The sequence below is a fragment of the Streptomyces sp. NPDC026575 genome, from assembly GCF_055567415.1.
Window position 1 is genome coordinate 100,394 of sequence record NZ_JBVHQM010000024.1, and the last position, 12,391, is coordinate 112,784.

8 protein-coding genes are annotated in these 12,391 nt (G+C 73.3%); 5 read left to right on the plus strand and 3 right to left on the minus strand.

Annotation, left to right across the window (positions count from 1 at the left end):
• Positions 1–9: 9 nt before the first annotated feature.
• The gene (locus tag ACZ4NB_RS29105) at positions 10–1,221 is read left to right on the plus strand and encodes an MFS transporter (protein WP_467666013.1); all 1,212 of its coding nucleotides are present in this window, start codon (positions 10–12) and stop codon (positions 1,219–1,221) included.
• A 53-nt stretch (positions 1,222–1,274) separates the two neighbouring features.
• On the opposite strand, the gene ACZ4NB_RS29110 is transcribed toward ACZ4NB_RS29105, so the two are convergent.
• Complete coding sequence (locus tag ACZ4NB_RS29110; protein ID WP_467666014.1) at positions 1,275–3,029, minus strand: NAD+ synthase; 1,755 nt, start codon at positions 3,027–3,029, stop codon at positions 1,275–1,277.
• A 143-nt stretch (positions 3,030–3,172) separates the two neighbouring features.
• Positions 3,173–4,774, minus strand: coding sequence for a multicopper oxidase family protein (locus tag ACZ4NB_RS29115; RefSeq protein WP_467666015.1), 1,602 nt, complete (start codon positions 4,772–4,774; stop codon positions 3,173–3,175).
• 521 nt (positions 4,775–5,295) lie between these two features.
• On the opposite strand from ACZ4NB_RS29115, the gene ACZ4NB_RS29120 reads away from it, so the two are divergent.
• The 4 genes from ACZ4NB_RS29120 (at position 5,296) to ACZ4NB_RS29135 (ending at position 11,668) form a co-directional block, all read left to right on the plus strand.
• Positions 5,296–6,057, plus strand: coding sequence for a DUF998 domain-containing protein (locus ACZ4NB_RS29120; protein WP_467666016.1), 762 nt, complete (start codon positions 5,296–5,298; stop codon positions 6,055–6,057).
• Positions 6,054–6,950, plus strand: coding sequence for an alpha/beta fold hydrolase (locus ACZ4NB_RS29125; protein ID WP_467666017.1), 897 nt, complete (start codon positions 6,054–6,056; stop codon positions 6,948–6,950). The genes ACZ4NB_RS29120 and ACZ4NB_RS29125 overlap by 4 nt, the downstream gene beginning before the upstream one ends.
• A gap of 305 nt (positions 6,951–7,255) precedes the next feature.
• Positions 7,256–8,617 (plus strand): type I glutamate--ammonia ligase, encoded by a 1,362-nt coding sequence (gene glnA, locus ACZ4NB_RS29130; protein WP_384437549.1) that lies wholly within the window; start codon positions 7,256–7,258, stop codon positions 8,615–8,617.
• Between the two features lie 27 nt (positions 8,618–8,644).
• Complete coding sequence (locus ACZ4NB_RS29135; protein WP_467666018.1) at positions 8,645–11,668, plus strand: bifunctional [glutamine synthetase] adenylyltransferase/[glutamine synthetase]-adenylyl-L-tyrosine phosphorylase; 3,024 nt, start codon at positions 8,645–8,647, stop codon at positions 11,666–11,668.
• Here the strand turns inward: ACZ4NB_RS29135 and ACZ4NB_RS29140 are convergent.
• On the minus strand, positions 11,656–12,270 hold the full coding sequence (locus ACZ4NB_RS29140) for a TetR/AcrR family transcriptional regulator (RefSeq protein WP_467666019.1): 615 nt from the start codon (positions 12,268–12,270) through the stop codon (positions 11,656–11,658). The two genes, ACZ4NB_RS29135 and ACZ4NB_RS29140, sit on opposite strands and share 13 nt — an antisense overlap.
• Positions 12,271–12,391: the final 121 nt, after the last annotated feature.

Genomic DNA, 12,391 nt, shown 5'->3' on the forward strand with positions numbered 1-12,391 from the left:
GGGTCTTTCATGCCCTTGGCTCTGCTCGCGCTCGCGATCTCGGCCTTCGGTATCGGCACCACGGAATTCGTGATGATGGGCCTGCTGCCCAATGTCGCGGACGATCTGGGCACCTCCGTGCCCACCGCCGGCTACCTCGTCTCCGCCTACGCCCTCGGCGTCGTCATCGGCGCCCCGCTGCTGACCGCCCTCGGCTCCCGCGTCCCGCGCAAGCGGATGCTGGTGCTGCTGATGGCGGTCTTCACGGTCGGCAACCTGGCCTCCGCCCTGGCGCCGGGCTTCGGCACGCTGATCGCCGGGCGGCTGCTGGCCGGCCTCCCGCACGGCGCGTTCTTCGGCGTCGGCGCGGTGGTCGCCGCCCGGCTGGTGCGCGAGGGGCGCCAGGCCCGCGCGGTCGCCACCATGTTCCTCGGCCTGACCATCGCCAACATCGTCGGCGTCCCCGCCGCCACGCTCCTGGGCCAGCGGTTCGGCTGGCGCGCCACCTTCCTGATCGTCGCCGCCATCGGCCTGGTCGCGATGGCCGCGCTGGCCCGGCTGATCCCGCCGCTGCCGACGCAGGAGCGCACCGGCCTGGGCCGCGAGCTGCGCGCCCTCGGCAGCCGCCAGGTCCTGCTCGGCCTGCTGACCACGGTCTTCGGCTTCGCCGGCATCTTCGCCGTCTACAGCTACCTGGCCTCGATGATGACCGAGGTCACCGGCTTCGCCGAGGGCTCGGTGCCGCTCGTGCTCGCCCTCTTCGGCATCGGCATGACGCTCGGGGCCCTCGCCGCGGGCCCCCTCACCGACCGCGCCCTGCGGCCGACCCTGTACGGCTCGCTGGCGGCGCTGGCCCTCGTCCTGGCCGCGTTCCACTTCACCGCCCAGGTCAAGTGGGCCGCCCTGGTCACCGTCGTCCTCATCGGCGCAGTCGGCTTCCTGACCACCACGCCCCTGCAGATGCTGGTCATGAACAAGGCCCAGCAGGCGCCGACGCTGGCCGCCGCCTCCAACCAGTCGGCCTTCAACCTGGCCAACGCCGGGGGCGCCTGGGTCGGCGGCCTGGCCCTGGCGGCCGACTGGGGCTGGACGTCCCCGACGCTGGTCGGCGCGGTGCTGGCCGCCGCCGGACTGGCCGTCGCCGTCGTGGCGGGCCTGCTGGACCGGGAGGCCAAGGACGCGTCCCGCATCGTGGCACGCAGCCAGGAGGCGGCCGCAGAGGCCGGTGCGGCCGCCCGGTAGGGCGGGCCCGCGACGTCCCGTCGTCGCCCCGCCGGGAGCCGGGTGAGGGCCCGTCAGCTCCCTTCCCGCCAGCGGTTGGTGATCGGCAGGCGCCGGTCCTTGCCGAAGCCCTTCGTGGAGATCTTCGGGCCCGGCGGGTACTGGCGGCGCTTGTACTCGGCGTGGTCGACCATCCGCAGGACGCGGGTGACCAGGGCCTCGTCGAAGCCCTGGGCGATGATCTCCTCGCGGCCGCGGTCGCGGTCGACGTAGAGCTCCAGGACGCGGTCGAGGACGTCGTAGTCCGGCAGCGAGTCGGTGTCGACCTGGCCGGGGCGGAGTTCGGCGCTCGGCGGCTTGGTGAGGGTGTTCTCCGGGATCGGCGGGGTCTGGCCGCGGTCGGCGGCGGCCTGGTTGCGCCAGCGGGCGAGCTGGTAGACGACCGACTTGTAGACGTCCTTGATGGGGCCGTAGCCGCCCACCGAGTCGCCGTAGAGCGTCGAATAGCCGCAGGCCAGCTCGGACTTGTTGCCGGGGGCGAGGACCAGGTGGCCCTCCTGGTTGGAGACGGCCATCAGGGCCGTGCCGCGCAGCCGGGACTGCAGGTTCTCCTCGGCGAGGCCGGTGAGGGAGAGCGACTCCATGTACGCGTCGAACATCGGGCCGATCGGGACCGTGCGGAAGGACAGGCCCGTACGGCGGGCGAGTTCGGCGGCGTCGGTGAGGGAGTGGTCGGAGGAGTAGCGCGAGGGCATCGCCACGGCGTGGACATGGGCGGCGCCCAGCGCGTCGCAGGCGATCGCGGCGACCAGCGCGGAGTCGATCCCGCCGGAGAGGCCGAGCACGACGCTGTGGAAGCCGTTCTTGGCGACGTACGCGCGCAGGCCGACGACCAGCGCGGTGTAGACCTCTTCGAGGTCGCCGAGGCGCTCGGCCTGCCCGCCGGGGGTCTCGGCGGGGTAGGGCGGCAGCGGTTCGGGGGTCAGGACGAGGTGGTCGACGCGCAGGCCGTCGTCCAGGACGCCGGAGGGGGCCTCGGGCGCCGCGGCCGGCAGGTCGAGGTCGACCAGGACGCAGCCCTCCGCGAACTGCGGCGCCCGCGCGATCACCCCGCCGTCCCTGTCCACCACGATCGAGTCGCCGTCGAAGATCAGCTCGTCCTGGCCGCCGATCATCGCCAGATAGGCCGTGGTGCAGCCGGCCTCCTGGGCGCGCTTGCGGACCAGCTCCAGGCGGGTGTCGTGCTTGTCCCGCTCGTAGGGGGAGGCGTTGATGGACACCAGCAGCCCGGCCCCCGCGCTGCGGGTCGCCGGGACCCGGCCGCCGTCCTGCCACAGGTCCTCGCAGATGGCGAGCGCGACATCGACGCCGTGCACCCGTACGACCGGCAGCGTGTCACCGGGGACGAAGTAGCGGAACTCGTCGAAGACGCCGTAGTTGGGCAGGTGGTGCTTGGCGAAGGTGAGCGCCACGTCGCCGCCGTACAGCACCGCGGCGGCGTTCTGGGGCGCGCCGGCGGGGCGTCCGTAGCGCGGCCCGGCCTGCTCGCCGCGGTCGAGGTAGCCGACGACGACGGGGACGCCGCCCAGGCCCTCGTCGGCCAGCCGCCCGGCCAGCGTCCGCAGCGCGACGCGGCTCGCCTCGACGAAGGACGGGCGCAGCGCGAGGTCCTCGACGGGGTAGCCGGTCAGCGCCATCTCGGGGAACGCGACGAGGTGCGCGCCCTGGCCGGCGGCGTGCCGGGTCCAGTGCACGATCGTCTCCGCGTTCTGGGCGAGATCGCCGACGCAGGAATCGATCTGATTGAGTGCGAGACGAAGTTGGGGCACCCCGCCAGTGTAATCGTCTTTCTGACGCGATGGGTGGCCCGCGGGGTTCGCGGGCCACCCATCGCGGTCGGGCTCTCAAGGAGCGGGGGGACGCCCTCCGGTGACCGGACCGGGCGCCCCGGCCGAGGGGGCGGAGTGCGCCGTCACTTCGGCAGCCGGTAGCCGAGGACCGTCATCATCCCGGACTCCGAGTGGTAGATGTTGTGGCAGTGCACCATCCACAGGCCGGGGTTGTCGGCGTCGAAATCGACGGCGAGCTTCTTGCCCGGCAGCATGATCGTGGTGTCCTTCCGCGGGCCGCCGTCCGGCAGCGCGAAGGTGTGCCCGTGCAGATGCATCGGGTGCCACATCTTGGTCTTGTTGCGGAAGACGATCCGCACCCGCTCGCCTTCTTGCACGGGGTACCGCTGCGACGGCGTGTACGGCTTCCCGTTGATCGCCCAGTCCCACTTCTCCATCGTGCCCGTGAGGTTCATCTTGATGGTGCGGTCGGGCTCGCGGTCGTCGAGCAGGCACGATTCGTCGCCCTTGAGGTCGCCCGCGCTGATCCCCCCGCTGCGCAGCTCCTTCGGGCGGATCTTGGGGTCGGGGGCCTCGCCGCTCCCGGTGCGCAGCAGGGCCTGTGCGGTCTGGTTGTTCTTGCCCGCGGAGAGCGCGGTGAACGGGAAGACCCCGTCCTTGGCCGTGACCAGGACGTCGTAGCGCTCGGCCATGCCGATGAGGAGGCTGTCGGTCTTGTGGTGCGCCACCGGGAAGCCGTCGGTGTGCGTCACGGTCATCTGGTGGTCGCCGAGCGCGACCCGGTAGGCGGTGTCGCCGCTGGCGTTGATGATCCGGATCCGGATGCGGTCGCCGGGCTTGGCGCGGAAGGTCTCGCGGTCGTCGCGCGTCTTGCCGTTGATCAGGTGGTACGGATGTTCGACGGTGCCCGAGAAGTCGTCGTCGTCCATCGGGGCCATGGTCTGCAGCAGCCGGGACGCGGCGGCGCGGGAGCGCCGGTCGGCCCGGTGCGCCATCTGCAGCTCGCCGTGGCCCATGGGGCCGCCGGGCTTGTCCTTGTTCAGCTCGGCCAGGACCGCGTCCGGGGTGACCCCGTCGACCCCGTCGAGCCAGTCGTCGATGACGACGATCCACTCGTGGTCGTAGGAGAGCGGCTCTTCGGGGTCGTCGACGATCAGCGGTGCGTACAGCCCGCGGTCCACCTGCACGCCGACGTGCGGATGGAGCCAGTGCGTACCGGGCGTGGAGGCGGTGAAGAGGTAGTTGAAGGAGTGGCCGCTCCTGACTTCCTGCTGGGTGATGCCGGGGACGCCGTCCATGTCGTTGCGCAGCTGCAGCCCGTGCCAGTGGATGGTGGTGGACTGCGGGAGGCGGTTGCGCAGGTGCAGCGCGATCCGCTCACCTGCCTTGACCCGGATCACCCGGCCCGGCAGCCGGTCGCCGTACGCCCAGGTGTCGACGGTCACGCCGCCCAGGTCGAGCCGGGTCTCGGAGGCGGTCATCGAGAATGCCCGTACGGGGCCCTTGCCCCGCTCGCTCTCGGTCTCGGCGACCTCCGCGCCGGAGGGGGAGACATAGCCGGACGGGGGGCGGTCGTCGCGGGGGCCGGGCGAGCCGTGGGGAGCGTCGCCCCCGCCGTGCCTGGTGTCCGGGGCGGTGGATGCGAGGGATCGGGAGGCCAGCAGCCCGCTTCCGGCGGCGGCGAGTCCCGCGCCGAGCACGGCGCGGCGGGAGTGCGTACGCATAGGGAAAGCACCTCGTGGCGATGTCGGTGTGAAGGGTGGTCTGTTCGGGGGCGCTGCCGCGGACTCCGGAGCGTCGGCGGCGGGCGCTCCTACACGCGCGGCACCGACAGGGGAGCGAGGAGTTTGGGACGCGGCGGCGCGGATATTGGCCACTGGCCGCGCGGCAGCCGGGTGAGCAGGGCCGTGCGGGTCGGGGAGGCCAGGGCCTGTCCGATGGGTCGGGGTCGGAAAGGCCCTAGGGGGTCGGCGACCTGGGGGGTGATCCGCGGCAGGCAGCCGCAGTGCGCGGCGGCCTCGCCCTGTTCCCGCATCGCGGACCTCCCGACGGAATGACCCATGGGCGGCCGCCCCGCGGACCGCCGCCACTGAAATCTACCCCCGAGGGGTATCGCTCTCCCAGCGCTGTCCGCCGAACGGAGTGCCGCCCGCATATCCTTGGTCTTCCCGTGCACGGCGTGCCCGGGGGCACCCCCGGCGGTGGCCGGGGGAGTCGCGACCGGCCCGTTCACCCGAACACCTGGATGTCCGTGACCCGCACCCGCCGCTCCGCCGCCCGCCGCAGGGTGGCCGCCGCCCTGCTGCTGCTCGGCGCCGCCGCGTACACCGCGTGGGTGCTGGAGGTGGTGCTCGCCACCGGCCTCGACCCCGTGCAGGCGTACGTCAGCGAGCTGGCCGCGGCCGATCAGCCGCTCGGCGGGCTCTTCCGGGCCACCGACCTGATCGCCGGGCTGCTGGTGCTGGCCGGTGCCGTGACCGCACTGCTGACGACCGAGCGCGGACCCTGGGCGAGCGCCGGCTGGACCGCGCTGGCGCTCTTCGGCGCCGCCACCGCCGTCGACTCCCGGCTGCCGCTGAGCTGCGCGCCGACCAGCGACCCGGCGTGCGCGGCCCGGGAGACCGCCGGACTGGTGCCGGCCACCCACACCGCGCACGCCCTCAGCAGCTCCTGCGCCATGCTCGGCGCGCTCGCCGCGCTGGTCCTGCTGACCTTCGCCGCCCGGCGCTACGACCGCTGGCCGCCGCTGGCCCGCTTCGGCCCCGCCCTGGTCCTCGCCGAACTGGCCGCCACCCTCTGGACGCTGGCCTCCGTCGCGGCGTTCAGCGCCGGCCGCGGCACCTGGGCCCTCGGCGCCGGCCAGCGGCTGCAGGTCCTGCTGGTCGCCCTGTACATCGCGCTGCTCGCCCTCTGCATGGCCCGGTCCGGCCCCGCACGAGCGGCGGAGGAACGGGCATCAGAACAAGAGGCACCCGGAGAACCCGCGGCAGGACGAGGAGACCGATGAACCGACACCCGCGCCCGCTGCCCGCCCCCGGCCGCTTCCTGCGCGTCGACGGCGTCGCGCTGCACGTCCTGACCGAGGGCAGCGGCCCGGTCTGCGTGCTGAGCGGCGGACTGGGGATGGCCTGGTTCGACTGGGACGCGGTCGCCGCGCTGCTCGCCCCGTACCGCACCGTCGTCCGCTTCGACCGCCCCGGACTGGGGCTGAGCGCCCCGTCGCCCGCGGCGCCCACCGTCGCCGCCGAGGCGGACCGGCTCGCCCACCTCCTCGACGCGCTCGGCCACTTCGGCCCGGCCACGGTCGTCGGCCACTCGCTCGCCGGGTTCCACGCCGAGGCGTTCGCCCGGCTGCACCCGGCCCGCTGCGCCGGGCTCGTCCTCGTCGACGGCAGTATCGAGGACGACCCGCGGCCCCGGCTGCCGCGCGCGGTGCGGACCGCCTGGGCGGGCGGCCTGGCCGGCGCGCTGTCCGCCGCCGGGCTGGCACGCGCCCTGGGACCCGCGACCCGCCGCCTCATAGGGCGTGCCACGACCGTCGGCAGCCATCCGCCGCACCCCTGGGAGCGCGCCGGCTACCGCACCAGCCGGGTCGTGCGGGCCTGTGCCCTGGAGAACGCGACCTACCCCTACCAGGCCGCCGAGCTCGCGGCGCTGCGCACGGACCGTGCGCTGCCCGATCTGCCGGTGACGGTCCTGGCGGCGTACGACGGCAGCGAGACGGCCGGGCAGCTGCGCTGGCTGGAGCGGCAGCGGGCGCTCGCCGCGGAGCTGGGCGGCCGGTTCGCGGTCGCGGCGCCCGCGGGGCATCTGGTGATGGCCGACGTACCGGAGTCGGTGGCGCAGGCGGTCCTGGACCTGTCGGGGACGGGGCGCGACGCGACGGCGCCGTTCGCCTAGGGACAGCCCTTAGGGGCCCCGGCCCCGCGCAGGGCGCGAAAACGCAAGACATGGGGCCCTCAACAGCGGGTCAACGACACCTCCGGCCCGCTTCAAGATCGGGCCAAGCCCCCCGATTGCCACAGCCGGCCGCGCTGAGCGGTTTCACCGTGGGAAGGATCGGGGGCGAGGGTTACGGGACGGCGGTTCTGATTCAGGCCAAGGGTGCGTAATGTGACGGTAACCCCCTCACGTGATACTGGTGTGCCACGCACGATCTTCCCCGTGCGCGGACAGGCCGATTGACCTGCAAGGATTGGTGACCCATGGACAAGCAGCAGGAGTTTGTGCTCCGTACGCTCGAGGAGCGCGACATCCGCTTCGTACGGCTGTGGTTCACCGATGTCCTCGGGTTCCTCAAGTCCGTGGCGGTCGCGCCCGCCGAGCTGGAGCAGGCATTCGACGAGGGCATCGGCTTCGACGGCTCGGCCATCGAGGGCTTCGCCCGGGTGTACGAGTCCGACATGATCGCCAAGCCGGACCCGGGCACCTTCCAGATCCTGCCCTGGCGCGCCGAGGCCCCCGGCACCGCCAGGATGTTCTGCGACATCCTGATGCCCGACGGGTCGCCGTCGTACGCCGACCCCCGTTACGTCCTCAAGCGCATCCTGGCCAAGACCTCCGACCTCGGGTTCACCTTCTACACCCACCCCGAGATCGAGTTCTTCCTGCTGAAGGACAAGCCCGTCGACGGCTCCCGGCCGATCCCCGGCGACTCCTCCGGCTACTTCGACCACACCCCGCAGAACGTCGGCATGGACTTCCGCCGGCAGGCCATCACGATGCTGGAGTCGATGGGCATCTCGGTGGAGTTCAGCCACCACGAGGGCGCCCCCGGCCAGCAGGAGATCGATCTGCGCTACGCCGACGCGCTCTCGACCGCCGACAACATCATGACGTTCCGGCTGGTCATGAAGCAGGTGGCGCTGGAGCAGGGCGTCCAGGCGACGTTCATGCCCAAGCCGTTCTCGGAGTACCCGGGCTCCGGCATGCACACCCACCTCTCGCTCTTCGAGGGCGACCGCAACGCCTTCCACGAGTCCGGCTCGGAGTACCAGCTCTCCAAGGTGGGGCGCTCCTTCATCGCCGGTCTGCTGCGGCACGCCGGGGAGATCTCCGCCGTCACCAACCAGTGGGTCAACTCCTACAAGCGCATCTGGGGCGGCACCAACCGCACCGCCGGCGCCGGCGGCGAGGCCCCCTCGTACATCTGCTGGGGCCACAACAACCGCTCCGCGCTGATCCGCGTGCCCATGTACAAGCCCGGCAAGATGGGCTCGACCCGGGTCGAGGTCCGCTCGATCGACTCCGGCGCCAACCCGTACCTGACCTACGCGGTGCTGCTCGCCGCCGGCCTCAAGGGCATCGAGGACGGCTACGAGCTGCCGGCCGGCGCCGACGACGACGTGTGGGCGCTGTCGGACTCGGAGCGCCGGGCGATGGGCATCGAGCCGCTGCCGCAGAACCTCGGCGAGGCCATCGAGCTGATGGAGCGCAGCGAACTGGTCGCCGAGACCCTCGGCGAGCACGTCTTCGACTTCTTCCTGCGCAACAAGAAGCAGGAGTGGGAGGAGTACAGGTCGGAGGTCACCGCCTTCGAGCTGCGCAAGATGCTGCCCGTGCTCTGAGCCACCGCGCCACCGAGAGGCCGCATCATGGCACTTCCCGCTCCTCAGGGACGGCGGAGCAGCACCTTCACCCGGCTGCTGAGGCACGGTTTCACCGACCCCTCGGCGGCCGGGGTGCTGCTCGACGTCCCCGAACTCGCCCCCGTACGCGACGACTCGGTCCTGCTCGAAGCGCTCGGGGCCACCGCGGACCCGGACCTCGCGCTGCGGGGCCTGGCCCGGCTGGTGGAGGCGCTCGCGCCGGACGAGCAGCAGACGCTGCTGAGCACCGTCGTCGCGGCCAAGCCGCTGCGCGACCGGCTGCTGGGGGTGATGGGCGCCTCCGAGGCGCTCGTCGACCACCTCGCCCGGCACCCGGAGGACTGGCAGTCGCTGGTCACCTACGAGTCGGTCGATCTGCACCCCACCACCCCCGAGTTCGAGCAGTCGCTCGCCGAGGGCATCTGGGGCGACCGGGGAGTCGGCCGCTCGCGCGCGGACGCGCTGCGCGCCGCCTACCGCCGGGCCCTGCTGGGCATCGCCGCCCGCGATGTGTGCGGGACGACCGATGTCGCCGAGGCCGCCGCGGAGCTCGCGGACCTGGCCACCGCCACGGTCCGGGCCGCCCTGGAGATCAGTTACGAGGAGGCGCCCGGCGACGCCGCGGTCTGCCGGCTCGCGGTCATCGGCATGGGCAAATGCGGCGGCCGGGAGCTGAACTACGTCTCCGACGTCGATGTCATCTTCGTCGCCGAGGCCAAGGAGGGCGTCGACGAGGCCAAGGCGCTGCAGGCCGCGACCCGGCTCGCCGCCCGGATGATGCGGCTGTGCTCGGACAACACGGTCGAGGGCACGATCTGGCCGGTGGACGCCAATCTGCGGCCCGAGGGCCGCAACGGCCCGCTGGTGCGCACGCTCAGCAGCCATCTCGCCTACTACCAGCGCTGGGCCAAGACCTGGGAGTTCCAGGCGCTGCTCAAGGCCCGCCCGATGGCCGGCGACCTGGGGCTCGGTCAGGAGTACGTCGACGCCCTGTCGCCGATGGTGTGGGAGGTCGCCGAGCGGGAGAACTTCGTCACCGACGTGCGCCAGATGCGCCGCCGGGTCGTCGAGAACATCCCCGCGGCACAGGTCGAACGGGAGCTCAAGCTCGGCCCCGGCGGGCTGCGCGACGTCGAGTTCGCCGTCCAGCTGCTGCAGCTGGTGCACGGCCGCAGCGACGCCACGCTGCGCAGCGCCACCACCCTGGACGCCCTGGCGGCGCTGGCCGCCGGCGGCTATGTCGGACGCCAGGACGCCGCGGCCCTGGACGCCGCCTACCGCTTCCTGCGCACGCTGGAGCACCGCATCCAGCTCTTCCGGATGCGCCGTACCCATCTGATGCCCGAGGACGAGGCCGAACTCCGGCGCCTGGCACGGTCGTTGGGGCTGCGGACCGAGCCGGTCGACACCCTCCGCAAGGAGTGGAAGTGGCACGCCAGGGAGGTGCGGCGACTGCATGAGAAGCTCTTCTACCGCCCGCTGCTCGACGCCGTCGCCCATCTGGAGTCCGGCGAGGCCCGGCTGTCCGCCAAGGCCGCCCGCCACCGCCTCGAAGCGCTCGGCTACGCCGACCCGGTGGGCGCGCTGCGGCATCTGGAGGCACTGGCCTCCGGCGTGACCCGCAAGGCCGCCATCCAGCGGACGCTGCTGCCGGTGCTGCTCGCCTGGTTCGCGGACTCCGCCGACCCGGACGCCGGACTGCTCAACTTCCGCAAGGTCTCCGACGCGCTCGGCAAGACGCCCTGGTACCTGCGGCTGCTGCGCGACGAGGGCGCCGCCGCCGAGAACCTCGCCCGGGTGCTCTCGGCCGGCCGGCTCGCCCCCGACCTGCTGCTGCGCGCCCCCGAGGCGGTCGCCCTGCTCGGCGCCCCCGACGGGCTGCAGGCCCGTACCCGGGCCGCGCTGGAGCAGGAGGCGCTGGCCGCGGTCGGCCGCGCGGACGGTGCGGAGGCGGCGGTGACGGCAGCCCGCGGGGTGCGCCGCCGGGAGCTGTTCCGCACGGCCGCGGCGGATGTGATCGGCGCCTACGGCACGGAGTTCAGCCCGGCCGACAAGGACCACGGCCACTCGGTCGACGCGGTCGGCTCCGCGCTCTCCGACCTCAACGCCGCCACCCTCGCCGGTGCGCTGCGCGCCGCGGTCCGCGAGCAGTGGGGCGACACCCTGCCCACCCGCTTCGCGGTGATCGGCATGGGCCGCTTCGGCGGCCATGAGCTGGGCTACGGCTCGGACGCCGATGTGCTGTTCGTCCACGAACCGCGCGAGGGCGCCGACGAGCAGGAGGCCGCCAACGCCGCCCGCGCCGTCGCCAACGAGATGCGCCGGCTGCTGGAACTCCCCTCCTCCGACCCGCCGTTGCCCATCGACGCCGATCTGCGCCCGGAGGGCAGGTCGGGGCCGCTGGTGCGCACCCTCGCCTCGTACGCGGCCTACTACCGGCGCTGGTCGCTGGTGTGGGAGTCCCAGGCCCTGCTGCGCGCCGAACCGGTCGCGGGCAACGCCGAGCTGGGGCAGCGGTTCATCGAGCTGATCGATCCGCTGCGCTATCCGGCCGAGGGCCTGGGGGAGGACGCGGTCCGCGAGATCCGCAAGCTCAAGGCCCGGATGGAGGCCGAGCGGCTGCCCCGCGGCGCCGATCCGACCACCCACGCCAAGCTGGGGCGCGGCGGGCTCAGCGACGTCGAGTGGACCGTGCAGCTGCTGCAGATGCAGCACGGCTGGGAGGTCCCCGGGCTGCGCACGACCCGTACCCGCGAGGCGCTGGCCGCCGCCCACGCCGCCGGGCTGATCGACACCGAGGACGCCCAGACCCTGGACGAGGCATGGGTGCTGGCGGCGCGGGTGCGCAACGCGGTGATGCTGGTGCGGGCCCGTCCGGGGGACACCTTCCCCACCGACGGCCGGGAGCTGGCCGCCGTGGGCCGCTACCTCGGCTACGAGGAGGGGCACGTCGGCGAGATGATCGACGACTACCGGCGGATCACCCGGCGGGCCCGCGGCGTGGTGGAGGAGATCTTCTACGGGGCCTGACGCTCCAGCAGCCCCCGGCAGTGCGCCAGGAATCCGGCCAGGGTCAGCTCGAAGGCCCGGTCGGCGCGGTCCGGGCCGGTGGCGTCCAGCGCCGCGGACAGCCGGGGCGCGCGGACGCCGTCGGTGACCTCCCACATGGCCTTCGGCGCCGACATGTCGAGCGCCGAGCCGAGCACGATGTTGTCCAGTCCGCTGATCACCGGCAGGACGGCGGACGGGGCGAAGCCGGCGTCCAGCAGCAGCTCGGCCACCCGTTCGTACTGGGCCAGCACCTTGGGCGCGCGGACCGGTGAGGTCATCAGCATCGGGATCGTGCGCGGGTGGGCGGCGAACGCGGCGCGGTAGGAGCGGGCCCAGGCCGCCAGCACCTGGTCCCAGGGGGCGTCGTGCAGGGTGCCGGGGTCGATGGCGTCGGTGACCCGCTCCCGCAGCAGCTCGACCACCCCGGCCCGGCCGTCCACATGGTGGTACACCGAGGCGGTCTGCACCCCGAGCCGGCGGGCCACCTCCGGAACGCTGAAGTCGCCCTTCTCGTCGACGAGTTCGAGCGCCGTCGCGCCGATCCGCTCCCGGTCCAGCAGGGCCTTCCGCGGCCGCCCCATGTCCTCGCTCCCGCCCGACCCCGCCGAGGGCCTGTACGCCGCGAGGCCGCCCTCCGGGCGAGCGACGGGAGTGCGACGGCAGGCCCTAGGGGTCTTCCCGAATCGTACGGCGGCGGGTACC